The 24923-nt window shown below is 73.3% G+C and carries 21 protein-coding genes and 1 tRNA gene; 12 read left to right on the forward strand and 10 right to left on the reverse strand.

All coding sequences use genetic code 11. The features are described from left to right. Window positions 1-170: 170 nt before the first annotated feature. Both ABGB06_RS00515 and ABGB06_RS00520 read left to right on the forward strand, forming a co-directional pair. Entirely contained in the window at window positions 171-1514 is a 1344-nt protein-coding gene (locus tag ABGB06_RS00515) for a DUF445 domain-containing protein (RefSeq protein ID WP_347584538.1), read from the forward strand. A gap of 88 nt (window positions 1515-1602) precedes the next feature. Beyond that, a tRNA-Leu gene (locus ABGB06_RS00520) sits at window positions 1603-1677 on the forward strand. 56 nt (window positions 1678-1733) lie between these two features. Here the strand turns inward: ABGB06_RS00520 and ABGB06_RS00525 are convergent. Beyond that, window positions 1734-2741, reverse strand: a complete 1008-nt coding sequence (locus tag ABGB06_RS00525; protein ID WP_347584539.1) for a phosphotransferase — start codon at window positions 2739-2741, stop codon at window positions 1734-1736. 134 nt (window positions 2742-2875) lie between these two features. Between ABGB06_RS00525 and ABGB06_RS00530 the strand changes: the two genes are divergently transcribed. The 3 genes from ABGB06_RS00530 to ABGB06_RS00540 all read left to right on the forward strand — a co-directional run bounded on the left by ABGB06_RS00530 (window position 2876) and on the right by ABGB06_RS00540 (window position 4904). Further along, a complete protein-coding gene (locus ABGB06_RS00530) occupies window positions 2876-3304 on the forward strand; it encodes an OsmC family protein (protein ID WP_347584540.1) in 429 nt (142 codons plus the stop codon). Between the two features lie 163 nt (window positions 3305-3467). Then, on the forward strand, window positions 3468-4349 hold the full coding sequence (locus tag ABGB06_RS00535; protein ID WP_347584541.1) for a nitroreductase/quinone reductase family protein: 882 nt from the start codon (window positions 3468-3470) through the stop codon (window positions 4347-4349). Window positions 4350-4388: 39 nt separating this feature from the next. Beyond that, window positions 4389-4904 (forward strand): MarR family winged helix-turn-helix transcriptional regulator, encoded by a 516-nt coding sequence (locus ABGB06_RS00540; RefSeq protein WP_347584542.1) that lies wholly within the window; start codon window positions 4389-4391, stop codon window positions 4902-4904. Here ABGB06_RS00540 and ABGB06_RS00545 read toward each other — a convergent pair. The 5 genes from ABGB06_RS00545 to ehuB form a co-directional block, all read right to left on the reverse strand. Then, a complete protein-coding gene (locus ABGB06_RS00545; RefSeq protein WP_347584543.1) occupies window positions 4901-5665 on the reverse strand; it encodes an IclR family transcriptional regulator C-terminal domain-containing protein in 765 nt (254 codons plus the stop codon). The two genes, ABGB06_RS00540 and ABGB06_RS00545, sit on opposite strands and share 4 nt — an antisense overlap. Before the next feature lie 167 nt (window positions 5666-5832). Next, window positions 5833-6651 (reverse strand): ectoine/hydroxyectoine ABC transporter ATP-binding protein EhuA, encoded by an 819-nt coding sequence (gene ehuA / locus ABGB06_RS00550; protein WP_347584544.1) that lies wholly within the window; start codon window positions 6649-6651, stop codon window positions 5833-5835. Window positions 6652-6706: 55 nt separating this feature from the next. Further along, window positions 6707-7363 carry an ectoine/hydroxyectoine ABC transporter permease subunit EhuD gene (gene ehuD, locus ABGB06_RS00555; protein WP_347584545.1) on the reverse strand — a complete coding sequence of 219 codons (657 nt, stop codon included), beginning with the start codon at window positions 7361-7363 and terminating at the stop codon, window positions 6707-6709. Beyond that, window positions 7363-8127, reverse strand: a complete 765-nt coding sequence (gene ehuC / locus ABGB06_RS00560; RefSeq protein ID WP_347585384.1) for an ectoine/hydroxyectoine ABC transporter permease subunit EhuC — start codon at window positions 8125-8127, stop codon at window positions 7363-7365. Before ehuC ends, ehuD begins: the two co-directional genes overlap by 1 nt. After that, on the reverse strand, window positions 8127-9041 hold the full coding sequence (gene ehuB, locus ABGB06_RS00565) for an ectoine/hydroxyectoine ABC transporter substrate-binding protein EhuB (protein ID WP_347584546.1): 915 nt from the start codon (window positions 9039-9041) through the stop codon (window positions 8127-8129). Before ehuB ends, ehuC begins: the two co-directional genes overlap by 1 nt. A 123-nt stretch (window positions 9042-9164) precedes the next feature. On the opposite strand from ehuB, the gene ABGB06_RS00570 reads away from it, so the two are divergent. Further along, window positions 9165-9686 carry a DUF3830 family protein gene (locus ABGB06_RS00570; protein WP_347584547.1) on the forward strand — a complete coding sequence of 174 codons (522 nt, stop codon included), beginning with the start codon at window positions 9165-9167 and terminating at the stop codon, window positions 9684-9686. Here the strand turns inward: ABGB06_RS00570 and ABGB06_RS00575 are convergent. Together ABGB06_RS00575 and ABGB06_RS00580 are read right to left on the reverse strand one after the other, a co-directional pair. Continuing rightward, window positions 9667-11154 carry an amidase gene (locus ABGB06_RS00575; RefSeq protein ID WP_347584548.1) on the reverse strand — a complete coding sequence of 496 codons (1488 nt, stop codon included), beginning with the start codon at window positions 11152-11154 and terminating at the stop codon, window positions 9667-9669. The genes ABGB06_RS00570 and ABGB06_RS00575 overlap by 20 nt on opposite strands. Next, on the reverse strand, window positions 11151-12200 hold the full coding sequence (locus ABGB06_RS00580; RefSeq protein WP_347585386.1) for a D-2-hydroxyacid dehydrogenase: 1050 nt from the start codon (window positions 12198-12200) through the stop codon (window positions 11151-11153). The genes ABGB06_RS00575 and ABGB06_RS00580 overlap by 4 nt, the downstream gene beginning before the upstream one ends. A gap of 195 nt (window positions 12201-12395) precedes the next feature. On the opposite strand from ABGB06_RS00580, the gene ABGB06_RS00585 reads away from it, so the two are divergent. Together ABGB06_RS00585 and ABGB06_RS00590 are read left to right on the forward strand one after the other, a co-directional pair. Continuing rightward, the gene (locus tag ABGB06_RS00585) at window positions 12396-13313 is read left to right on the forward strand and encodes a decarboxylase (protein WP_347584549.1); all 918 of its coding nucleotides are present in this window, start codon (window positions 12396-12398) and stop codon (window positions 13311-13313) included. A 75-nt stretch (window positions 13314-13388) separates the two neighbouring features. Then, the gene (locus tag ABGB06_RS00590) at window positions 13389-14120 is read left to right on the forward strand and encodes a decarboxylase (protein WP_347584550.1); all 732 of its coding nucleotides are present in this window, start codon (window positions 13389-13391) and stop codon (window positions 14118-14120) included. Window positions 14121-14201: 81 nt separating this feature from the next. Here ABGB06_RS00590 and ABGB06_RS00595 read toward each other — a convergent pair whose 3' ends face one another. Beyond that, entirely contained in the window at window positions 14202-15881 is a 1680-nt protein-coding gene (locus ABGB06_RS00595) for an EAL domain-containing protein (protein ID WP_347585388.1), read from the reverse strand. A 563-nt stretch (window positions 15882-16444) separates the two neighbouring features. On the opposite strand from ABGB06_RS00595, the gene ABGB06_RS00600 reads away from it, so the two are divergent. The 4 genes from ABGB06_RS00600 (at window position 16445) to ABGB06_RS00615 (ending at window position 22802) form a co-directional block, all read left to right on the forward strand. Next, on the forward strand, window positions 16445-17671 hold the full coding sequence (locus ABGB06_RS00600; protein ID WP_347584552.1) for a M6 family metalloprotease domain-containing protein: 1227 nt from the start codon (window positions 16445-16447) through the stop codon (window positions 17669-17671). Between the two features lie 72 nt (window positions 17672-17743). Continuing rightward, entirely contained in the window at window positions 17744-19843 is a 2100-nt protein-coding gene (locus ABGB06_RS00605; protein ID WP_347584553.1) for an ABC transporter ATP-binding protein, read from the forward strand. After that, complete coding sequence (locus tag ABGB06_RS00610) at window positions 19840-21648, forward strand: ABC transporter ATP-binding protein (RefSeq protein WP_347584554.1); 1809 nt, start codon at window positions 19840-19842, stop codon at window positions 21646-21648. Before ABGB06_RS00605 ends, ABGB06_RS00610 begins: the two co-directional genes overlap by 4 nt. Before the next feature lie 71 nt (window positions 21649-21719). Continuing rightward, window positions 21720-22802 carry an ABC transporter substrate-binding protein gene (locus tag ABGB06_RS00615; RefSeq protein WP_347584555.1) on the forward strand — a complete coding sequence of 361 codons (1083 nt, stop codon included), beginning with the start codon at window positions 21720-21722 and terminating at the stop codon, window positions 22800-22802. 75 nt (window positions 22803-22877) lie between these two features. Here ABGB06_RS00615 and ABGB06_RS00620 read toward each other — a convergent pair whose 3' ends face one another. After that, the gene (locus tag ABGB06_RS00620) at window positions 22878-24875 is read right to left on the reverse strand and encodes a DUF4157 domain-containing protein (RefSeq protein WP_347585390.1); all 1998 of its coding nucleotides are present in this window, start codon (window positions 24873-24875) and stop codon (window positions 22878-22880) included. Window positions 24876-24923: the final 48 nt, after the last annotated feature.

The raw sequence follows: 24923 nt of genomic DNA on the forward strand, positions 1-24923 counted from the left end.
GGACGGCCGGCGGCCGGCCCGCGCCGGCCACACCGTCGACGCCCGCCAGTCCCCCGAACGGCCGCGGTGCGGGCGGCGCCGACCGGTCCCGGGCCGGGTCGGGCAGAATCGGTCGGGACCGGGCTGAGCCGGGACGGACCGGCGTACCGGGTGGCGTGGGGATGGAGCGGATGGAACGGACGGCACCCAAGGCACCTCAGACGACACCACCGGACGAGCCGCGACGGGCCGCGCCCGCCGGCGGCGTGCCCGGGGGCGTGTTCAACGAGAGCGACGCCGCGAAACAGCGCGGGCTGCGCCGGATGAAGGCCGTCGCCACCGGCCTGCTGGCGGCGGTCACCGTCGGCTACGCGCTGGCCACGTGGGCCGAGCACAGCGGCGCCGGGGCCTGGGCCGGCTATCTGGCGGCGGCGTTCGAGGCCGGCATGGTCGGCGCGCTCGCCGACTGGTTCGCCGTCACCGCGCTCTTCCGGCACCCGCTGGGCCTGCCGATCCCGCACACCGCGATCATCCCCACCAAGAAGGACCAGCTGGGCCAGTCCCTGGGCGACTTCGTGGGCGAGAACTTCCTGGCCGCCCCGGTGGTCAGGGAGAAGCTGCGGTCCGCCGCGCTCGCCCGCCGGCTCGGCGGCTGGCTGAGCCGCCCGGAGAACGCCGACCGGGTCACCCAGGAGCTGGCCACGGCCGTGCGCGGCGGTCTCGCGGTGCTCCGCGACGCCGACGTGCAGGCGGTGATGGGCGAGGCGATCACCCGCAGGGCGCTCGCCCAGGAGGTCTCCCCGGGGCTCGGCCGGCTGCTGGAGAAGACGGTGGCCGACGACGGGCACCGGCGGCTGGTCGAGCTGCTCCTGGCGCACGCCCACGGATGGCTGACGCAGCACCGCGAGTCGGTGCTGGAGGCCATCGAGGGCGGCGCGCCCGGCTGGACCCCGCGCTTCGTGGACCGCCGGGTCGGCGACCGCGTCTACCGCGAGCTGCTGCGCTTCGTCACCGAGATGCGCGACGCGCCGGGCCATCCGGCGCGCGCCGCGCTGGACCGGCTGCTCGCCGACTTCGCGCGGCGGCTGCAGCACGATCCGGAGACGCGGGCCCGGGTGGAGAACGCGAAGGCCGAACTGCTCGGCCGTCCGGAGGTGCAGGAACTGATCGCCTCCACCTGGTCCAGCGTTCGCGCGATGATCCTCGCCGCGGCCGAGGACGACCGCAGCGCGCTGCGGCTGCGGGCCCGCGCCTCGCTGCTGACCCTCGGCGGCCGGCTGGTCTCCGACGACCGGCTGAGCGCGAAGCTGGACGGCTGGGTGACCGACGCCACGATCCACGTCGTGTCCGGCTACCGCGCCCAGATCACCTCGCTGATCACCGACACGGTCGCCGCCTGGGACGCCCCCACCACCTCCCGCAAGATCGAGCTCCACATCGGCCGGGACCTGCAGTTCATCCGGCTCAACGGCACCGTCATCGGCGCCCTCGCCGGCCTGGCCATCCACACGGTGACCCGGATCCTGGGCGGTTGACGGGCACGGGAGCGAGTGACCGAAAGCGGGCACCGCCGGCGGTAGCGCGTGCCTGGCGTCCGACGCCGCCCGGTAGAGTGAGCTGGTCGGGTCCGTACCCCAGCTGGCCAGAGGGCGCCGGTTTAGGTCCGGTGTGTCGTGGGTTCGAATCCCACCGGACCCACCTCTCACTCCTCTCCCCGCCCCGTCCCAAGTTCCCGTCCCGAGTTCCCGTCCCGCTCAGGTTCCGGTCGTCGTGGCGATGACGTCGAGGGCGGCGGTGAGCGCGGGGCCGGCGAGCTTCCGGTGCCGGGCGACCTGCTCCGCCGGGTAGCCGCGGGGGTACACCTCGACCAGCATGATCAGGTACAGGTAGCAGTTGTAGAGCGCCATCCGCAGCCGGGCGGCCTCGTCGAAGTCGGCGCGGCCGCCGGCGGACCGGTAGCCGGCCAGCAGTTCGGCGTCGTCGTCAGACCCGCCGAAGAGGTTGAGCGAGGTCAACTCGGCCAGCGGGTCGCCCCAGAACATCCGCTCGCCGTCGATCAGCGCGCTGATCCGGTCCGCGTGGAGCAGGATGTTGCCCGGCCAGAGATCGAAGTGCACCAGTACCGGCTCGCGCACCTCGTCCAGTGCCGGCGCGGCGGCCCCGACCAGCGCCGCCACCCGCTCCGGCGGCTCGGGCAGCCACGCGTCGAAGCGCCGGGCGTCGGCCAGCACCGTGTCCAGCATCGCGAGGAACGCGCCCCGCCAGCCGCCCCGCCCGCCGTCCGGCGGGGGCAGCGCCGGATAGCCGAAGCGCGGCCCGGTGACCTGGTGCAGGCGGCCGACGAGGCCCCCGAGGTCGCGGCGCAGCCGTCCCTGCTCGGCCGGCGTCAGCTGGTCCCACGTGGTGCCCGGGCATTCGGTCATCACCAGGAAGTCGCCGTCCGGATCGGCGTGCACCAGTTCGGGCACCGGCACGCCGACGTCACGGGCCGCCGCGTAGAACACGGCCTCGCCGTGCAGCAGCCCGTGTTCGTAGCTCATGGCGGGGGTGCCGCGCTCGGGTGGCAGCTTGAGCAGCAGCGCCGTGCCGTCGTCGAGCCCCGCGCGGTAGATCGTGTTGTACGTGCCGCCCGGCAGCGGTTCGTAGCCGCGTATCCGCGCCGGGTCGGCCCCCGCGGTGGCCAGCAGGGCGTCCAGGGCGGCCCTGGCCAGGGAGCGTTTGCCGGAAAGCTTCTCGGAAAGCTTGTCGGATTCGGTAGTCACCCGAGCATTCTGCGCCCTCCGGCGCGGCGGCCGACCTCGTGCCGAGGACCGGAGCCGCGCGGCGAACCGGGGTCGTGCGGGGATAGCGTGTACGCGTACACGCCCTCCTTCTTCGATGCCTCGGAGGATCGACCATGGCAACCACCCGCATCGCGACCACCAACTGGGAAGGCCCTCTCATGCAGGGCGCGGGCACCGTCGAGCTGAACTCGTCCGGGGTCGGGAAGTTCGACGTGACCTGGGCCTCCCGGGCGGAGGACCCGGGCGGGCGGACCAGCCCCGAGGAGCTGATCGCCGCCGCGCACTCGTCCTGCTTCTCGATGGCGCTCTCGCACGGTCTCGCCGGCGCCGGCACCCCGCCGGAGTCGGTGCAGACCCAGGCCTCCGTCACCTTCCAGCCGGGTGAGGGCATCACCGGCATCGTGCTGAGCGTGAAGGCGCGGGTGCCGGGCATCTCGGCCGAGGACTTCCAGGCGGCGGCCACCACCGCCAAGGAGAACTGCCCGGTCAGCAAGGCGCTGGCCGGTGCGCCGATCACCCTGGAGGCCGAGCTGCTCTCCTGAGCCTCAGCCACCGGGCCCGCGGCCCTGGCGCCCCGCGAGTCGGGCGCCGGGGCCGCGTCGCGTTCCGTGGTCGCCGGGAGCCGTGAGCCGGGCGGTGGCGCGTCGCGCCTCGGGTTGATACTTTTGCTTTCAAAGCAAATCTATCGGGAGTGGAGGCACGGGCATGGACGGCAACCAACCGATCATCGACGAGTTCCGGGCGAACGGCGGCAGGGTGGGCGGTCCCTTCGAGGGCGCGTCGCTGCTGCTGCTGACCACCAGGGGGAGGAACTCGGGGTGGCCCCACACCACCCCGGCCGTCCATCTCCGCGACGGCGCGCGCTATCTGGTCTTCGCCACCAACGCGGGCGCGTCGCACCACCCGGACTGGTACCACAACCTGCTCGCCCACCCTCAGGTGACGTTCGAGATCGGCGCCTCGGGAGCCGCGGAGGGGCTGCGTACCTACGCGGCCCGGGCCGTCCCGCTGGCCGGGGAGGAGCGCGACCACTGGTACGGGGTGCAGGAGCGCGCCGTGCCGCGGTTCCGTGCCTACCGGGAGGCCACGTCGCGGGTGATCCCGGTGGTCGCCCTGCACCCGATCGACCTGGCGGGCGACCCGGCCCTCGCTCGGGCGGGCGGCGCGCACCTGCTGGCCGCGCACGCGCAGCTGCGCGACCAACTCGCCGAGGTGCGCGCCGTCCTGGACGGCCCCGGCCCCGACGGGGTGCCGGAGACCCGCGCGACGCTGGGGGAGCAGCTCCGGCAGCACTGCCTGGCCTACTGCCACGGGCTGCGGATGCACCACATCTCGGAGAACGGTGCGTTCACGGCCCTGGAGGACGCCTTCCCCCACCTGGCGCAGGTCATCGGCCGGCTGCGCGAGGAGCACCGCGCGGTGGAGGAGTCGCTGACCGAGCTCGCCGCGCTGCTCGACCAGGGGCCCAACGCGGCGCGCGAGCGGCTGCGCGCGCAGCTGGAACGCACCGTCGCGGGCCTGGAGGAGCACTTCGCCCGGGAGGAGGCCGAACTGCTCCCCGCGCTGGTCATGTCCCGCCCGGGGTGAGCCGCTCCGGTACCGTGGACAGCTCGGAGGGCGCGAGCGATGTCAACGGAACCGGGCACGACGGGGCGGCTGAGCACGGAGCAGGCGGTCCGGGCGATGCTGCTGACGCTGCCCCGACTGGTCGGCCGGATCAAGCGCACCCCGGTGCCCGAGCCGCTGCGGTCCGCCAACCTGGCGCCCCGACACATGTCGTTGCTGCTGCACCTGATGTTCGACGGGCCCACTCCGGTGAAGGACCTCGCGGCGCGGCTGGAGGTCGCGCCGACCACGGTCAGCCTGATGGTCAGCGACCTGGGTCGGCACGGTGTGGTCGAGCGTCGCGCCGACCCGAAGGACCGCCGCCGCACCATCGTGACGCTGACCGAGGACCCGGCGACCCGCGTCGCCGTGGACGCCTGGCTGGCGCACGGCGCCCGCGCCTGGCAGAAGGTCTTCGACGGGCTCAGCCCGACGGAGCGCGCGACGTTCGTGCGCGCCATCCAGCTGTACGAGGCCGAGGTCGCCGGCCAGGACGACCCCGAGCCGACCGAGCCGACCGCGGCGGACCGGGCCTAGAACGCCAGGGTCAGCAGCGTGGGCGCGGCCCGCTCGTTGAGCGCCTCGGCGGTGCGGCGCAGCCGGTGCGCCTCGGACACCGGCAGCGACAGGGCGAGGCAGCCGACGGCCGCGCCCGCGGTGAGCGGCACGGCGGCGCAGAGCGTGCCCACCGCGTACTCCTGGAGGTCCAGCACCGGCATCGTGGCCGGCTGCCGGTCCAGCGCGCTGAGCAGCACCCGGCGGTCGGTGATGGTGCGGGAGGTCAGCCGGGCCGCCTTGTGGCGCGAGAGGTGGTCCTGCCGGCCCTCGTGGTCGAGCTGGGCGAGCAGGCACTTGCCGATCGCGGTGGCGTGGGCGGAGGCGCGGAAGTCCACCCACTCGTGGACCGAGGGCATCTCGGTGGTGGCCGAGACCCGCTCCACCCTCAGCTCGCCCTCCAGATAGCGCGCCAGGTAGACCGGGGCGCCGAGTATCTCCCGCAGGCCGTCCAGGGCGCGCTGTATCCGGCCCTGCCGGAACCGCTCCCGGTGCCGCTCGCCGCCGGCGCCGAGCAGCATCAGCGCCTCGCCGGCGACGTGCGCGCCGTCCGGCAGTCGGCTGACGTACCCCTCGCGGCGCAGCATCGGCAGCAGCCGCGCGACCAGGGCCCGCGGCAGCCCGGTGACCCGGCAGAGCCGCTCCTCGGTGATCCCCTCGGGGTGTCCCGCCACGGCCTCGAGCAGCCGGAGCGCGTGTCGCACCGACTGGGATGGGGCGCTCAGCCCGGACGTGATCGCCACTGCGTCCTCCTGGGCAGTACCTCCTGTTGTCCCCGCCACGGGGGTCCTGACCTTTCCAGCGTAGCGACGAACGCCCTGGCGGTCCGTCGTTTCTGACGGACCGCCAGGGCGTTGACCCGGCCGACGCGCGCCGGACCACCGGCCGTAACCCGGCGCCGGTGGGCCGGTCAGAGCACGGTGCTGAGGAACTCCCGGGTGCGCTCGTGCTCGGGGTCGCTGAACATCTTGTCCGGCGGCCCCGACTCGACGATCTTGCCCTGGTCGAACATCAGCACCGCGTCCGAGATGTCCCGGGCGAACGTCATCTCGTGGGTCACCACCAGCATGGTGATGTCCGTGGTGTGCGCGATGTCGCGGAGCACGTCGAGCACGCCGGCCACCAGCTCCGGGTCGAGCGCCGACGTCACCTCGTCGAGCAGCAGCACCTGCGGGCGCATCGCCAGGGCTCGCGCGATCGCCACCCGCTGCTGCTGCCCGCCGGAGAGCTGGCTCGGGTACTTGTCGAGGTGCTCGGTCAGGCCGACCAGCTCGATCAGCTCCTTGGCGCGCTGCGTCGCCTCGTCCTTGGACAGGCCCAGCACGTGCACCGGGGCCTCGGTGACGTTGCGCAGCACCTTCATGTTGGGGAAGAGGTTGAACTGCTGGAAGACCATGCCGATCTTCTTGCGCACCTCACGGGTGTGCCGTTCGCCGGCCTTGACCAGCTTGCCGTTCCGCTCCTCGTGGGTGAGGTAGTCCCCGTCCACCTGGATGGTGCCCTCTTCGGGCGTCAGCAGCGTCATCAGCAGCCGGAGAATCGTCGTCTTGCCGGAGCCCGAGGGGCCGATCAGCGTGACGTGCTTTCCGGTGTCGACACGAAAGTCGAGCTGGTCGAGGACGACGTGGTCCCCGAACCGCTTGGTGACCTTGTCGAACCGCACCAGCTCGGTGCCGCTCGCCCGGGAGCCGTTCCCCCCGTCGTTCGTCGAGTCCTGGGTCTTGTCCATCGGTGGCTCCGTTGTCTCGCTCTCGTTGCTGCGTGGTCTGCTTCCCCGGTCGTTCTCAGATGCTGCGGGCAAGGCGACGCTCCAGGGCTCGGATCAACAGGGATGCCGGATAGGCGATCGCGATGAACGCCACACCGACGACGGTGTACGCCTCGGAGGTGAAGGTGGTGTCACTGAAGGTCTGGGCCTCGCCCAGCATGTCCAGCGCCCCGATGATGGCGATCATCGGGGAGTCCTTCAGCATCGCGATCACGTAGTTGCCGAGCGCCGGCACCACGCGGCGGATGGCCTGCGGCAGGATGACGCCGATCCAGGTGCGGGAGGCGGGCAGGCTGAGCGCCTTGGCGGCCTCCCACTGGCCCACCGGCACGCCGCCGATGCCGGCCCGGTACACCTCGGAGGTGTACGTCGAGTAGTGCAGGCCGAGGCCGATGATGCCCGTGGTGAGCGGCGACCACTGGGGTCCCCACTCGGGCAACACGTAGAACAGGAAGAAGAGCTGCACCAGCAGCGGTGTGTTCCGGATGAACTCGGTGATCAGGTTCACCGGCCAGCGGACCCAGACGAACCGCGAGCGCTGTGCCAGCGCCCACACCAGGCCGAGCGCGAAGGCGATGAGGCTGCCCAGGACCAGGGCCTGCAGGGTCACCCACAGCCCGTCCCAGAAGGTGGGCATGAAGTCCTCGACGTTCTGCCAGTTCCAGGTATCCATCAGGCGCCTCCGATCCCGCCGCCGACGGGCTTCCGCGTCGGCATGCCGGTGGCGGTCTGGTCCGTGTCCCGGCTCAGCGAGAACTTGCTCCAGAAGCCGCCGCCGGCCGGCGGCGCCTGGCCGATGCCCTTCTTCGCCTGCCGTTCCAGCACCCGCATGCCGCGGGTGAGCAGGAACGCGAAGGCGAAGTACAGCACCAGGAGCAGCGTGTAGATGGGCGCCGACTCGCCCTCACCCTGGCGGACCAGGTTCCCCGCGTAGGTCATGTCGGCCACCGTGATGACGGACACCAGCGCGGTGCCCTTCATCAGCTCGATCAGCAGGTTGTTGAACGGTGGAATCATCTCGGGCCAGGCCTGCGGGATCTCGATCCTGCGCAGCCGCTGGAACCGGGTGAAGCCCAACGCGATCCCCGCCTCGCGCTGAGCCACCGGCACGGCCGCCAGGGCGCCGCGCACGATCTCGGACCCGTAGGCGCCGTAGGTCAGGCCGAGCGCGAGCACGCCGGCCCACATCGGCACGAACTGCAAGCGGAAGATGATCGGCACCGAGAAGAACAGCCAGATCATCAGGACGAGTGCCGACATGCCCCGGAAGAACTCGAAATAGATACCGGAGAGGAAGCGCACGATCCAGAACCTGGAGGTGCGCGCGGTGCCGATGACGAACGCCACGCCCGCGCCGAGCAGCGCGCTGTAGAGGGTGACCTGGATCGTGACCCAGATGCCCGGCAGGAACCAGTTCTCGAACATCCCCGAGGTCATCATGCGCAAAGCTCCTCGGCCGTGAGATCGGTCATCTCCGCCTGCGTGAAGCCGAAGGGTCCCACGATCTCCAGAAGGCCCTCGTAGTTGTTCTCCTTGAGCTTCAGGAGTTCCTCGTTGAAGGCGTCACGAAGATTCTGCTCCGTCGGCCGGAACGCGAAGCCGCCGGCGCCGAGCGCGGGCTCCCCGTCCAGATACGGTTGGAACGGTTCGGTGGCCTCCACCCGGTCCCTGCCCTCCGCGACCGTCGTGACCGTGACGTTCGTCCCGGCGAAGGCGTCGACCCGTCCGGTGGCGACCGCCTCCAGGCCGGCCACCTGGTCGGGCAGGATCAACAGCTTCCCGCTGGGCACCCCGTTGCCCAGCGCGTAGTCGATCTCCGCGTACGCCTGGCCGGTGGCCAGGGTGAGGCCCTTCTGGGCGACGTCGTCGTAGTTCCTGATGTTCTTCGGATTTCCCTTGGGAACGATGAAGGCGTCGAGCATCAGGTAGTCCGGATCGGAGAAAAGCACCTGAGCGCAGCGGGTCGGATTGATGAACATTCCCGCCGACACCACGTCGAACTGCTGGGCCTTGAGTCCGGGAATCAGGGCGCTGAAATCGACGGTCACCGGCTCGACGTTCTCGACGCCGAGTCTCCGGAAGATCACCTTGGCGATCTCCGGCGCCTCGCCGGTGGCCTCACCCTCGTCGTTGATGTAGCCGAAGGGCGGTTCGTTGGCGATTCCCACCTTGACGGTGCCGCTGTCCCGCAGGCGTTCCAGCAGATCACCGCCTTCCACCTCACCCTCGGCGGCGACTCGGCTGCACCCGGCCGCGCCCAGGGCGCCCAACGCCGCCACTCCGGTCAGCAACGACCGACGACTGATCCCCCTTCCCTTCGTAGCCGCGAAATTTCTCTCTGGTGGAGTCATGGCGCCGCCTCTACCCAGCCGCGCGGATTGTATGCGAGCCAATTCGGATGACACTCACACCTGTGACCTCAGGGAGATGCGACCATGCCATGAGCACAGAACGCACGAGGAGGGCAGGCTGTCATGTCACAGGCCGAAGAGACCGCGCCCGAGCGGTTCATCACCGTCTCCCTGGAGAAGCGGGGGGTGAGCTGCACGGCGAGACTGCTCGGCGACCGCGCGCCGATCACCTGCGACGCGATCTGGAACGCGCTGCCGCTCGGCGGCGACGTCTACCACGCGAAGTACGCGCGGAACGAGATCTACGCGCTGGTGGAGCCCTTCGCCGCCGTCGAGCCGCCGCTGGAGAACCCCACCATCACCCCGATCCCCGGCGACCTGTGTTACTTCACCTTCACCAGCACCCAGCTGGCGACCGCGTCCTACGGCTACGAGCAGGACGCGGCACACCAGGGCCGGGCCACGGTGGTCGACCTCGCGCTCTTCTACGAGCGGAACAACCTGCTGATCAACGGCGACGCCGGCTGGGTGCCCGGCATCGTCTGGGGCTCGATCATCGACGGGCTCGACCGGATGGCCGACGCCTGCCAGGACCTCTGGCGCGCCGGCGCCCTGGGCGAGACCCTCAGCTTCCGCCGGGCGTAGCCGGACCCACCGCGGCACTCGGGGCTCCGGAGCTGGTCAGCGCCGGCTCCGGGACCCCGGCCGCGCCCGCCGCGTACAGCGCGTGCGCGGCGCGCAGCACCGCGGCGTCCGCGTGCCGCTCGGCGACCAGCTGCAGACCGATCGGCAGCCCGGCCGCGTCCACCCCGCAGGGCAGCGACGCGGCCGGCTGCTGGGTCATGTTGAACGGGTAGGTGAACGGGGTCCACTCGGTCCACCGCCGCTGGCCGGAGCCGGCCGGCACCTCCACCCCCAGCTCGAACGCGGTGAGCGGCATCGTCGGCGTGACCAGCAGGTCGTACTCCTGGTGGAACACCCCCATCGCCCGCCCGGCCGCCATCCGCACGTCCACCGCCGCCAGGTAGTCCAGCGCGGAGTACCCGGCGCCCTCCGCGCAGATCTCCGCGAGCCCCGGGTCCATGCCGGCCCGCTGCGCCGCGTCGAAGTGCTGCGTGACCCGCGCCGCGCCCGCGAACCACAGCACGTGGAACGCCTCGCGCAGCTCGTCCAGCGGCGGCAGCGGCGGGTCGGTCTCGACGACCCGGGCGCCCAGCCGCTCCAGCAGCTCCACCGCGCCGCGCACCGCCGAGGCCACCTCGGGCGCCACCGCCACCGCGTCCCCGAAGCCCAGGGTGGGGGAGTAGGCGATCCGCAGCTCGCGCACCGCCTCCACCGCCTCCGGGCCGTCCGGCAGCGCCTCCCGGAACCCGCCGGGCGGCGGGCCCAGATGGGACCAGTCGCGCGGGTCGGGGCGGCCGATGGCGTCCAGCAGCAGCGCCGCGTCCGCCGCGTCCCTGGTCATCGGGCCCACATGGGCCAGCGTCCCGAAGGCGCTCGCCGGGTACAGCGGCACCCGGCCGTAGGTCGGCTTCAGCGCGAAGATCCCGCAGAACGACGCCGGGATCCGCACCGAGCCGCCGCCGTCCGTGCCCAGGCTCAGCGGCCCCGCGCCGAGCGCCACCGCCGCCGCGCTGCCGCCGCTGGACCCGCCGGCGGTGCGCGCCGGGTCGTACGGGTTGCCCGTCGCGCCGTGCGGCGGGCTGTCCGTGACCCCCTTCCAGCCGAACTCGGGGGTGGTGGTCTTGCCGACGAACACCGCGCCGCCCTCGCGCAGCCGCGCCACCGCGGGCGCGTCCTCCGGCCACGGGCCCGCCGGGTCGATGGCCGCCGAACCGCGCAGCGTGGGGTGGTCGCGGAGCAGCAGGATGTCCTTGACGGTCACCGGCACGCCGTCCACCGGGCCGGCCGGCTCCCCGCGCCGCCACCGTTCGCCGGCGGCCCGCGCCTGGGCCAGCGCCCCGTCCCGGTCCAGCAGCACGAAGGCGTTCACCGCCGGCTGCACGGCCTCGGCTCGCGCCAGTGTGGCCTCGGTCACCTCCACCGGGGAGAACTCCCCGGCGGCGTAGCCGGCCGTCAGCTCGCCCGCCGTGAGCGCGGTGAGTTCGGTCATCGGGTCCCGCCTTCCTCGTTCGGCTGCTCTGTCTGCTGCGTCTGCTGCGTCTGCTGAGTCCGGGGCGCCGGCTCGGCCGGCTGGACGTTCGGTACGTACCCGAGCCCCTTGTCGACCACGTTGAAGAGCGGCCGGCCGGACTCCCAGCGGTCGAAGTTGTCGAGGAACTGCTCGGCCAGGTCGTCGCGCCAGCCGAAGGTGTCGCCGCTCATGTGCGGCGACACCAGCAGCCCCGGCGCGTCCCACAGCGGGCTGTCGGCCGGCAGCGGCTCGGTGGCGAACACGTCCAGCGCGGCGCCGGCCAACCGGCCCTCGTGGAGCGCGGCGGCCAGATCCTCCTCCACCACGTGCTGGCCGCGGCCGATGTTCACGAAGTGCGCACCGGGTCGCATCAGGTCGAACACCGCCCGGTCGAACATGCCGCGGGTCGCGTCGGTGAGTGGCGCAGCACACACCACCCAGTCGGCGCGCGGCAACAGCTCCGGTAGCGATTCGCTCGCGTGCACCCGACCAAAGTCCTCGTCCGACTCCTGGGCGCGGCGGCCCACCAGGGCCACCTCGATGCCCAACGCCCGCAACGTCCGCCCAACGGTCCGCCCGATGGGCCCCGAGCCGACCACCACGGCCCGCGACCCGTGGACCTTGGCGGTCTCCCTGTGCTGCCAACGCCGTTGCCGCTGCAATTCCCAGCTACCGAGAAAATCCTTTGCGAAGACCAGTACCAGCCCGGCAACGTATTCGGCGATGGGCCGGTCGAAGACCCCACGGGCATTGGTAATGACCGTGGGTGAGGAGACCAGTTCGGGGAACAGGAGCCGGTCCACACCGGCGCTCGCGGTGTGCACCCACTCGGGGCGGGGTCCGGGGCCGGGCCAGGCGTCCCGGACCGCGTCGGACAGGAAGTCCCATACGAGCAGGACGTTCGCCTCTGGCAGGCGGCTGGCCAGTGTGTTCTCGTCGGCATGGAGGATGCTGGCACGGCCCGCCAGCCGGTCGAGACGGGGCAGCGGATCGGCGTCGAGCACCAGGACACGAGGTTCAGTCATTGGGCGGAAACCGTTTCGAAACGAAGGCTTGTTTGCATGAGGCCACTGGGGATTGACCACGGTAGGAACGAGAAACTACCTTCGTCAACGAACGTCAACGAAGCCATCTGATCATCCTGACGTTTATCCACTGTTCCGGCGGGCGTCGTACCCCTCGCGTCCTGCCGCCCTGCGTTTGTGAATCGGGGTACGAATATGGATGTCTCGTTCCTGGGTGGACCACTCCCACAGCGCGGTGTGGGCATCGTCGCCCCGTTCGACTTCGCGCTCGACCGGGAGCTCTGGCGCTGGGTCCCGGACGACGTCTCGCTCCACCTGACACGCACGCCGTTCGTGCCGGTCGAGGTCAGCCTCGACCTGGCGCGGATGGTGAGCGAGCACGAGACCCTGCGCGAGGCGGTCCGCGCCCTGTGCGCGGTCAGCCCCGAAGTGGTCGCGTACGCCTGCACCTCGGGCAGCTTCGTCGGCGGCGTGGCCGGCGAGCGGTCCATGGCCGCGGCCATGGCGAGGGCCGGCGAGATGCCGGCGCTCACCACGTCGGGCGCCCTGCTGGTCGCCCTGCGGGAGCTGAACGTGCGCCGGGTGGCGGTCATCACCCCGTACACCAAGTCGGTCACCGACTCGCTGGAGGAGTACCTCCAGGAGGGCGGGATCGAGGTGTCGGGGCGCTGCTATCTCGGGCTGACCCGGGAGATCTGGCGGGTGCCCTACCGTGCGGTGGTGGAGATGGCGCGGCAGGCCGTCGACGACACGCCGGACGCGCTGTTCATCAGCTGCACGAACCTGCCCACCTACGACGTGATCCCGCAGCTCGAGGCCGAGCTGCGGATGCCGGTGCTCTCCGCGAACCAGGTCACCATGTGGTCCGCGTTGCGCATGATCGGCAAACAGGCCGTCGGCCCGTACCAGGCGCTGCTGGACCCGGCGGCCCGGCGCGGTCCCGCGTCCATGGCGGTGTCCCCGTCGCCCGTCGTTCCGGAGGCGCCGCACGTCGTGCCGCCGCCGGAGACGCTCGAACCGGAGCTGGCGGTGGCGGAGAGCGGCCTCGTGGACGGCCCGGTGGCCGAGGGCCCGGTGGTCGAGGGCGACGAGCTGGGCGGGGAGATCCCCTGACCGGTGTGAGACGTGGCGCCGCGGGACGAGCGGCGTGCGTGTGAGCGGTATGAGTGGCACGAAGGGAGCTGCGTGATGGCGAAGGCGACGGTCGGATTCCTGTACCCGGGGCATTCGGCGGAGGACGACTACCCCCGCATGGAGTCGATGCTGTCCGAGGCGGGCGTCCGAGCGGGGCTGCCACTGGTGCACACGGACATCGGCACGGACGCCCACCGGGTGGACGCGTTGCTGGAGATGGGCTCGGTCGACCGGCTCACCGCCAGCCTCGCCGAGCTGCTCACCCACCGGCCGCAGGCCGTGGTGTGGGCCTGCACCAGCGCCAGCTTCGTCTTCGGCTGGGACGGCGCGGCCGAGCAGGTGCGGCGGCTGTCCGAGGCCGCCGGGCTGCCGGCGTCCAGCACGTCCTTCGCCTTCGCCCACGCGGTGCGCGAGCTGGGCCTGGAACGGGTCGCCATCGCGGCGACGTACCCCGAGGACGTGGCCGCGCTCTTCGAGGACTTCCTGAAGCGGGCGGGCGTCGAGGTCACCGCGACCCGCGGCAGCGGCATCATCACGGCGGCCGAGGTCGGCACCTGGGGCCGCGACGAGGTGCTGCGGCTGGCCCGCGAGGGCGACGACCCGGCGGCCCAGGCGGTGCTGCTGCCGGACACGGCGCTGCACACGGCGGCCTGGGTGGCCGAGCTGGAGGCGGAGCTGGGCAAGCCCGTGCTCACCGCGAACCAGGTCACCGCCTGGGAGGGCCTGCGCCTCCTCAGCCACCCCGCGACGGCCCCCGCCCTGGGCACCCTCTTCACCGACCGGTAGCCCGGGCCCGGGCACGTGCGGCGGGGCACGTGGGCGCTGGGCCTGGGGTCCGAGCCGTCGGCTGGGCGGCGTTGTCGTGGGTCAGCGGGCGGCAAGCCCCATGCGGCTGGCCAGCAGGGTGGTGAGGCGTTCCGGTGACATCGGTCGGGCGTAGTGCCAGCCCTGGCCCGTGTCGCAGCCGATGCGGCGCAGCCGTTCCGCCTGCGCCGGGCCCTCCACACCCTCGGCGGTCACGGTCAGGCCCAGCTTGTGGGCCAGCTGCACCAGCGAGGTGACGATCGTCTCGTCCGCCGGGTTCAGATGCCGCGCGGTGCGGAAGCCGCGCACGAAGGTGCCGTCCAGCTTCAGCACCCGCACCGGCAGCCGGCTGAGGTAGGCGAGGTTCGAGTAGCCGGTGCCGAAGTCGTCGATGGCGATCCGCACCCCCATGTCGGACAGCGCCTGCAACACCTGCAGCGGCCGCCCCGCCGAGCCCATCACCGCCGACTCGGTCAGCTCCAGCTGGAGCAGCCCCGCCGGCAGCCCGGTCTCCGCCAGCGTCCGGGCCACCTCGGTGACCAGGTCGGAGTCCCACAGCTGCCGCACCGCCACGTTCACGCTGACGAAGAGCGGGTGACCGGAGCCGGTCTGCTGCCAGTGCCGGGCCTGCCGGCACGCCTCGCGCAGCACCCAGCTGCCCAGCGGCACGATGGCCCCGGTCTCCTCCGCCAGCCCGACGAAACGGTCGGGGCCGAGCGTGCCGAACCGGGGGTGCCGCCAGCGCACCAGGGCCTCCGCCCCGTGCAGCAGCTCGTCCGCGAGCCCCACGATGGGCTGGTACTCCAGCGTGAACTCGCCGCGGTCCACCGCGGGCCGGAGCGTCGCGGCCAGCGACTGCCGGGTCAGCCGGTGCGCGTTGCGCTCCGGGTCGAAGAGGGTCCACCGCGCCTTGCCGTCCGCCTTCGCCCAGTAGAGCGTCGTGTCCGCGGCCTGCATCAGCCGGGTGGCGCTGGTGCCTTCGGTCTCCTGTTCCACGACGCCGATGCTGGCGGAGACCGCGAGCCGCTGCCCGCCAAGCTCGAACGGCTGCTGCAGCGCGTCGAGCAGCGACTGCGCCAGCCCGGTCAGCTGCCGGGTGCTGGTGGAGCCCTCCACCAGCACCGCGAACTCGTCCCCGCCGAGCCGGGCCACCAGATGCTCGCCCGAGCCCGCCGCGGTCGCGCACTGGGCCAGCCGCTGTCCGGCGGCGCGCAGCAGCTCGTCGCCGACCCGGTGGCCGAGGGTGTCGTTGACCGCCTTGAACCCGTCGAGGTTCAGGAAGCACAGCCCGATCCGGCCGGTCGCCGAGTCGGCCAGCGCGGCGGCCAGCCGCTCGAAGAACAGCGTGCGGTTCGGCAGCCGGGTCACCGGATCGTGCATCTGGATGTGGCGCAGCTCCTGGCGCAGCGCGCGGCGTTCGCTGACGTCCAGGACCGTCAGCAGCGCCGCCGAGGAGCCGGGGGCGTCGGCCCGGCGGTCGGTGGGCAGCACCGTGACCTCGGCCCACAGGGCGTGCCCGTCGGCGTGTTTCAGCCGGCGGGTGCATCGGAGTTGGTCGCTGTGGCCGCGCAGCACCGCGTGGTACGAGCCGCGGGTGCGGCCGTCGAGCCCGAGCCCGGTCACCGCCTCCGCGCGCAGTCCGGTGAGGTCCTCGGGGCGGTGCCCGAGCAGCAGGCCCAGCGCGGGGTTGGCGGCGAGGATGTGTCCTGACCGGTTCACCAGCGCCATGGGGAGTTGGGCAATGGCGAAGGCCGCGCGGTAGTCGCTCGCGTCCGCTGCCTGCTCCGTCTGCCGGCGCGCGTGCGGATCGCGGCCGACTCCAGAGATGTTACTCTCCGTATCGTCGCGTGGGGGTGTGTCGAGCGAGTCTCCCGGGTCACATCCCGGTGCTTGGGGGGGTCCGTTCACCGATCGCTCCGGAAAGGGGACTGGTAGCCCGCGGATGGCGCGGGCATTCGCTCCCCCGGCTGCCCGACACACGATCCGCGCTGGAAATGTGGCGATCATAGAGGCTGCGGTGTGGCCGGAGCCAGCGCCAGCGGGCCCCCGTCGGGTCTCTGACATGTGTGCATGCGACATGTATTCGACGGTCATTCGATTTGCTGGTGGCACTCGTTCGACTAGCTGATCGTTTCTGCTCGGCGCCTGTGAGCTCTCGATCGTTCGAGATCGATAACTACGGACCGTAGTCGCGGGCGGAAGAACGCGGCAGTGCCCCGGCCGGCGTAGTGGAACAGGGCAATGTCCGGAAAATCTGAACATGGTGGTTGCGGCGGACTCGACGGCTCGTCAGAGGGGAGATCGCCGTGCGCCGCGCCCCGAGCAGAACCTCGACGGTGCTCACCGTGCTGCTCGCCGTCCTCGGCGCCACCATGACGGCGGGCCCGGTCGGCGACGCGCTCGCCGACGCCCCCTGCGGCCTGCCGCGCGCCGCCGTGCACCATTCGGAGGGCCTCGACAGCTGGGACGACGACTACCCGCGCCCGGTCGGCGAGGTCGAGGCGGTGATGGTCTTCCTGTCCTTCCCCGACTCCCGCCCCCGGCTCTCCCCGGCCACCATCGCCGGCGACTACTTCCCCGCCACCGCCGAGTTCTTCCGCGACGCCTCCTACGGGCGGCTCGACCTGGACGTCCGGGTGGTCGAGGAGTGGGTGGAGATGCCGGCCGACTCCGTCGCGTACGGGATACGGCGCGACTGGGCGCCGGAGCTCCGCTCGCGCTATCTCGGCGACGCCCTGGCCGCGCTGGAGCCGCGGGTGGACATCGGCGGCCACGACATCGTCTACCTGGTGGCCGATCCGGACGCGCCGGGCGTGGACTCGGACGCCACCAAGGTCGTCAACTTCGACCAGCCGATCCAGGTGGGCGACACGGAGATCCACCGGATGGTGACCCTCTTCGAGCGGCGCCCGCCCGACCGGAACGTGCTGGCGCACGAGACCGGGCACGTCTTCGACCTGCCGGACCTCTACCACCGACCGGAGAACGACTTCGGCGACTGGGACACCCATGTGGGGGACTGGGACCTGATGGGCAGCCAGTTCGGCCTCGCGCCCGAGCCGCTGGGCTGGCACAAGTGGAAGCTGGGCTGGCTGGACGAGGAGCGCGTCGAATGCGTCACCGCCGAGGGCGTCTCGCTGCACACCCTCCAGCCGCTGACCGCGCCGCTCGACCCCGCGCATCCGGCGGCCGACACCCGGATGGCGGTGGTGCGCACCGGGCCCACGGAGGTGCTGGTCGTCGAGGCCCGCACCGCCTCGGGCAACGACGCGGAGGCGTGCGCCGAGGGCGTGCTGGTGTACCGGGTGCGCAGCGACGTGGCCTCGGCCGAGGGGCCCGTCACGGTGTTCGACGGCCATCCGGACAGCGCCGTCTGCCACGGCACCTCGGTCAACCCGGAACTCGCCGACGCCCCGCTCGGCTCCGGGGAGAGCTACCACGACGCCGCGTCCGGGGTGCGGGTCGAGGTGCTCGGCCGCACCGCCTCCGGCGGCTGGGACGTGAAGATCGTCAACGGCTCCGCCCTCCCCTGACGCCACCCCGGTGTGCTCCTCCGGATCCTGTAGTTAGGATTGCCTAACCTAAACACTCGGGGAGCCGGAGGCGTGGTGCGAGAGGTCAACCCGTCGGGCCGGAGGGTGCTCGGGCGAGCCGTCGCCGGACAGCGCGGCGGCGTGGCGGTCGGCGCCGTGCTCGGCGCCGGCCACCAGGCCGGCGAGGCGCTCGTTCCGGTGCTCATCGGCGTCGTCATCGACCGCGGGGTGGCCGAGCGGGACGCCGGCGCGCTGACCCGTTGGCTGGTCGTGCTCGCCGTGGTCTACCTGGCGCTCTCCTTCGGCTTCCGGTTCGGCGCCCGCGCGGCGGAGCGGGCCGCCGAACGCGCCGCGCACGCCCTGCGCATGGAGCTGGTCGCCCGGGTGCTGCACCCGGCGGGCGGCGCCGAACGCGGGCGGCTGCCCGGCGCGCTCACCAGCGTCGCGGCCGAGGACACCCGGCGCGTCGGGGCCGTCGCGATGGCGCTGCCGCTGGGCCTCGCCGCGCTCTCCGGGCTGCTGGTCGGCGCCGTCGTGCTGCTGGGCATCTCCACCGCCCTCGGGCTGCTGGTGCTGCTCGGCACGCCCGTGCTGCTGTCCCTGGGACATCTGCTGAGCAAGCCGCTGGAGCGCCGCAGCGCGGTGGAACAGGAACGCGCCGCGCACGCCTCGGGCGTCGCCGCCGACCTGGTGGCCGGGCTCCGCGCGCTCAAGGGCCTCGGCGCGGTGCCGGCCGCGGTGGCCCGCTACCGGCACACCAGCCGCGCCTCGCTCGCCGCGACGCTCCGGGCGGCCCGGGCGGAGGCGTGGCAACACGGCATGACGACCGCGTTGACCGGGCTGTTCATCGCCGTGGTGGCGCTGGTGGGCGGGCGGCTCGCCGCGGAGGAGACGATCAGCCTGGGCCAGTTGGTGTCGGCCGTGGGCCTCGCGCTCTTCCTGATCGGCCCGTTGCAGACCCTGGCCTACGTCAACGCCGAGCTCGCCCAGGGCCGAGCCTCCGCGACCCGCATCGCGGAGGTGCTTGCCGCACCCTTCGCGGTGTCGGCGGGCGGCACCGCGCTGCCGGGCCCGGACGGGCGCCCGACCTCGGACGCGCCCGGCGCGGCCGCCGGCGTGCCGGAGCAACGCGCGGCCACGGGCTCGGCCGGCGCGGTGACCGGGGCCCCGGCGCCTGGCGGCGCCCCTGTGTCCGCCGGCGCGGACGGCGTACCCGCCGGCGGTGCCGTGGCGCGCGGCGGCTTGGTCAACGGCTCCCCGGCCGGGGGCGCTCCGGGCGATGGTGTCCAGGTTGGCGACGCCACGGTCAACGGGTCGCCGGTCGCCGGGGATGCCGTGCCGGGTGCTCCGGCGCGCAGGGCCCCGGGGGCCGGTGCGGCGCGGCCGTGGCCCGGCGGGTCCCCGGGTGGTGGTGCCCCGGCCGGGGGCCCACGCGACGGCGGCGCGCGGCACGGGCAGGGCTCGCCGCGGGAGGCTGCGCTCCGGCTGGACGGGGTGTGCCTCGACGGGCTGTGTGGTCTTGACCTGGTGACCGTGGCCGGGGAGGTGCTGGGGGTCGCCGTGGCCGAACCGGCGGACGCCGCCGTTCTGGTGCGGTGCCTGGGCCGGGAGGTGGAGCCCGACGCCGGCTCCGTCGAGCTCGGCGGGGTGCCGGTGGCCACCCTCGACCCGGCGGCGCTGCGGGCCACGCTGCTGGTCGCCGCGCACGACGCGGACCTGTTCGCCGGCACGGTGGCCGGCAACGTCGCCGACGGCGCGCCCGAGGGCGCGGACCTGGCGCCCGCGCTGGCCGCCGCCGGCGCCGACGAGATGCTCCGCTCGCTGCCCCGGGGCGCGGACCAGCCGGTCGGCGAGCGCGGCGGGCTGCTCTCCGGCGGCCAGCGGCAACGCGTCGCGCTGGCCCGTGCGCTGGCCGCCGATCCGCCGATCCTGGTGCTGCACGATCCGACGACCGCCGTGGACGCGGTGACGGAGGCCCGGGTGGCGACCGGCCTGCGCCGGCTCCGGACGTCCCGCCCCGACCGCACCACCGTGCTGGTCACCACGAGCCCCGCGCTGTTGGCCGTCACCGACCGGGTGGTCTTCGTGGCCGGCGGCCGGCCGGAGGCCGCCGGCACGCACCAGGAGCTCGTCGAACGCCACGCCTCCTACCGGGCGGTGGTGCTGTCATGACCGGCGACGCGACCGAGAACGTGACCGAGAGCGTGACGGGGGATGTGACCGGGGACGCGACCGGGGACGAGCGCGCGCTGCTGCCGGTGGCCACCCCCGCCCGGACCCGGGCCGCCGTCCGGGAGCTGCTCGCCGGGCACCGCGGCCTCGCGCTGGCCGGCTTCGGCACCGTGGCCGCCGCCACCGCCGTCGGCCTGCTGACCCAGCCGCTGCTCGGCCGGATCGTGGACCTGGTCGCCGACGGCCGGGGCGCCGGCGCGCTGACCCAGCCGGTGCTGCTGCTCGCCGTCGTCGCCGTGGTCCAGGGCCTCGCCACCGCGCTCGGGCTCTCCCTGGTGTCCCGGCTCGGCGAGACCCTGCTGGCCGAGCTGCGCGAGCGGTTCGTGGCGCACGCCCTGCGGCTGCCGCTGGGCCGGGTCGAGCGGGCCGGCGCCGGCGACCTCACCTCCCGGGTCACCGGCGACATCGTCATCGTGGCCCAGGCCGTCCGCAACGCCCTGCCGGAGCTGGCACGTTCGCTGCTGGCCATCGTGCTCACGCTGGCCGCGCTGGCGGTGCTGGACTGGCGGCTGCTGGTGGCCGCGCTCCTCGCGGTGCCGATCCAGGCGCACACCGCCCGCTGGTACCTGCGGCGAGCCGTGCCGCTCTACGCCGAACAGCGCGTCGCGGTCGGCGCCCAACAGCAGCAGATGCTCGACACCATCGGCGGCGCCGGCACGGTGCGCGCGTTCCGGCTCGACGAGCGACATCTGGAACGGGTCGCCGAACGGTCGGGCGCGGCGGTCCGGGTGACCCTCCGCGGGGTGCGCCTGGTGCTGCGCTTCTACGCCCGCCTGCACCTGGCCGAGTACGTCGGCCTGGCCGCGGTGCTGGTGGCCGGCTTCCTGCTGGTGCGGCAGGGCTCCGTCACGATCGGCACGGCCACCGCCGCGGCGCTCTACTTCCACAGCCTGTTCACCCCGGTGAACGCGGCGCTGGCGCTGATGGACGACGCCCAGTCGGCCGGCGCCGGCCTCGCCCGACTGGTCGGCGTCGCGGACCTGCCCCCGGACGAACCGGACCCGGATCGTGCGGCCGAGGGCCCCGGGACGGCCGGCGGCGTCACCGTGACCGGCCTCGACTTCGCCTACCAGCGGGGGCGGCCGGTGCTGCGCGGGGTCGACCTCGCGCTCGAACCGGGCGAGCGGGTCGCGCTCGTCGGGGCCAGCGGCGCCGGCAAGACCACGCTGGCCCGGCTCATCGCCGGCATCCACCGGCCCACCTCGGGCGAGATCAACGTCGCCGGCCCGGTCGGCCTGGTCAGCCAGGAGGTGCACGTCTTCGCCGGGCCGCTCGCCGAGGACCTGCTGCTGGCCCGGCCCGACGCCGACCCGGAGCGGCTGCGCGCGGCGCTGCGCCACGTCGGCGCGCTCGACTGGGCCGAGGCGCTGCCCGACGGCCTGGACACCGTGGTCGGCGAGGGCGGGCACCGGCTCACCGCCACCCAGGCCCAGCAGCTGGCCCTGGCCCGGCTGGTGCTGGCCGATCCGCCGGTGGCCGTGCTCGACGAGGCCACGGCCGAGGCGGGCAGCGCCGGGGCGCGGGAGCTGGAGCGCGCGGCGGAACGCGCGCTCGACGGGCGCACCGCGCTGGTCGTCGCGCACCGGCTCACCCAGGCCAGGGCCGCCGACCGGATCGTGGTGTTGGACGGCGGCCGGGTGGTGGAGAGCGGCAGCCACGACGAGTTGTGCGCCCTGGGCGGCCGCTACGCCGAGCTGTGGGAGACCTGGTCGCGCACCCGGCTGGCCGCCCCCGACCCCCACTGAGTCCCCTCCACGGCCCACGAGTCCCCACGAGTCCCCACAGTCCCCGCAGTCCATCCGAAGGAAACGAACCGATGTACACGCACCGTGCCCCCAGACACCGCCGGCTGGCCGCCGCCCTCGCGGCGGCCGCGGTCCTCGTCGGCAGCCTCGCCGCCTGCGGCTCGGACGACGCCGACGCGGACGCCGACGCCGACCTCCGTTCGACGGCGTACGCGCCTCCCGAGGACGGTGCGTTCCCCGTCACCATCGAGCACCGGTTCGGCTCCACCACGGTGGAGGAGGAGCCGCAGCGCGTCGTCACCGTGGGCCTGACCGACCAGGACGCGGTGCTGGCGCTGGGCAGGGTCCCCGTCGCCACCACCGAATGGCTGGGCCTGCACGACGCGGCGATCGGCCCGTGGGCGGCGGACCTGCTCGGGGACGCCGAGCGGCCGAAGCTGCTGACCGACCCGGGCACCGGACCGCGCGTGGAGGCGATCGCCGAACAGGCGCCCGACCTGATCCTGGCCCTGTACGCCGGCCTCACCGAGGAGCAGTACGACAACCTCAGCAAGATCGCGCCCGTGGTGGCCGCGCCCGAGGAGTTCAACGACTGGGGCATTCCCTGGCAGGAGCAGACCCGGATCGTCGGCCAGGCCCTGGGCCGGCCGCAGGCGGCGAACGACCTGGTCGACGAGGTGGAGTCCGGCATCGCGGCGGAGCGCCGGGAGCACCCCGAGTTCGCCGAGGCCACCGGCGTCGCCGCCACCCCGTACGAGGGCTTCTTCGTCTACGGCTCGCAGGACATACGCTCCCGGATGCTCGCCGACCTCGGGTTCGCCCTGCCGGACGGGCTCGACGACGAGATCGGCGACGAGTTCGGCGCGAACATCAGCCGCGAGCGCACCGAACTGCTGGACCAGTCGGTCGCCGTCTGGCTGGTGCCGGACCTGGACGCCGCACCCGACGACCTGCACGCCGACGAGCTCTACGGCGACCTGAACGTGGTGACCGAGGGCCGTGAGGTCTTCGTCCAGGAGACGTCCGACTACGGCGCCGCCTTCTCGTTCGCCACCGCGCTCAGCGTGCCCTACCTGGTGGAGCGGCTGGTGCCGCAGCTCACCGCCGCCGTCGACGGCGACCCGGCCACGGCGGTCGAGACCCCGGCGGACTGACCCGGCGCACCCGCCCGTGCCCCCGCCCGTGCCCCGCCCGCCCGTGCCGGAGACCGGCACGGGCGGGCGCCGTGCCTAGACGGTGGCCTCCGGGACGCCGCTCGCGCCGATGGCGTCGCGGTCGTCCTCGGTCAGGGCGTCCTGGACGCGCTTGGCCTTGAGCAGCTCGCAGAGCTCCGCGTAGAGCCCCAACGCCTGGCGCAGGGCGTTGGCGTAGGCGGTGCTGGCCTCCTGCGCCTGGTCCTGTGGCGCCTGCTCCGCCGCCGCGCGCTTGAACTCGCAGTCGGCGATCTGCCGCGCGTACGCCTTGAAGAGGTCGTCGGCCCGCTTCCTCCGGTCGGCCCCCAGCGGGGACTTGCCGCGCTTGAGGTCCTCGACCGCGTGGCGCAGCGGATCGAGCTGCTCGGCGAGCTTGTCGTTGGTCCGCTTCGCGCGCCGCGCCATGACCTCCGGGTAGTCGCGCGCGGTCCGCTGCGGGACCTTCATGTTGTACGGGACCCCGAAGTTGGCGGCGATGTCGAGCACCTCGTGCAGGGTGTGGGCGGCCAGCTCGACCGTCTGGTCGTAGTCGATCCGCCAGAAGGCGAAGAGGCCCAGGGCCACGGAGTTGAGCTCCCGGCCCGTCGCACCGGCCTCGCTGCTGAGGTGGAGCATCCGGGAGGCCGTGAACGACTGGCCGGCCGTCACCGGAATGCGGTGCTCGCGCGCCATCCGGGTGGAGGGCGCGTCCTCGTCGCGTGTCGTCCTCCGGGAGCCGCGATCCGGACCCCGGGACGCCGCCGTGCCGTCGTCCCCCATCGCCTGGCTGCTCAGGCGCATCGCCTCGGCGGGCTCGGCGGGCAGCAGGCCCCGGCCGGCGGTCTCCGGCTCCTGTCCCCGCTGCGGCCTGAAGTACTCGTAGAGGTCGTGCAGGACGACCATCTTGTCCCGGACGGTGTAGTCGCCGGGCCGGTTCAGCACCGCCATGAAGTCGCCGCCGAACGCGGTGTGCAGGTCCGTGTCCTCCAGCCGGTCGAAGTGGCGCTGGTACGTGCCGAAGTGGCGCTCGGTGCTCAGCCCGGACTCCTCACCCTGTCCCGAGGCCAGCTCCTCCATGATTCGTGGCACGTCCACGGTGAGCGACGGGTCGGGCAGGCGGGAGGGATCGTCACCGAGGTGCTCGATCCAGGTCCGCACCTTGCCGAGCACCGTGTCGAGGTCGGCCGCGAGGTCGGGGTCGGCGACGAGCTGGTTGGCGAACACCTTCTCCTCGTGTCGTCCCGGCTTCTGCAGGACCCAGCCCACCAGGGCGCGCCCGACCTGCACGAAGTCGTGGTAGGCGTCCTGATGCCGCTTGCGGCCGAACGCGTGCTCGCTCGTGTCGTGCGACCCGACCTGCGAGTCCGCCACCCACTTCCTGGCCTGGTCCTCCACCTTCGCGCGGTTGGCGTGGAACTGCTCGATGAGCGTCCTGTCCCCCGACGTCTCGACGGCCTTCTCCACCTCCGCCATGAGGTCCGCGGCGCTCCGCACCGGGTTGGTGGGGCTGATCGCCCTGGCCGGCTCATCGCTGAACACGTCGAAGCCCACCCGGACGGCCCGCTGCACCGCGACACCGTGCGCCCCGGCCTGGGGAGCGGACTCCTCGGCCTCGGCCGCACGTTGCACGGCGGGCGCGCTCCCCACGTCCCCGGCCAGCGCCCGGGTCGCGTTCGCCTCGGCCGCGCGCTCGAAGCGGTCCGAGGGGTCGGAGACGCTGAGCCCGGAGCCGTTGTCGGTGCCGCTGACCGGGCCATGGCGCTGCTGGATGACGTGGGTCAGCTCGTGCGCGAGCGTGTGCCGGTCGCCGCCGCCCTGGCCGAGGACGACGTGGCTGCCGGACGTGTAGGCGCGGGCGCCGACCTCCGTGGCCGAGCGCTGCGCCGCGGTGTCGTCGTGCACCCGCACGTCGGAGAAGTCGGCGCCGAGCCGCGTCTCCATCTCCGTGCGCACCGGCGCGTCCAGGGGCCGGCCGGCGGAGCGGAGGACGTCGTGCACCGTGGACCGCGGCGGCCGCGTCGCCTCGTCGTGCTCGTGCTCGTGCTCTTCCGCCATGGCCTGGACCACGGCGGCGTTCCCGGCCGACCGCTGCAACGCGAGCAG

Origin of the sequence: Streptomyces sp. B6B3 (assembly GCF_039871525.1) — a bacterium.
In the GTDB taxonomy this organism is placed as follows: Bacteria; Actinomycetota; Actinomycetes; order Streptomycetales; family Streptomycetaceae; genus Streptomyces.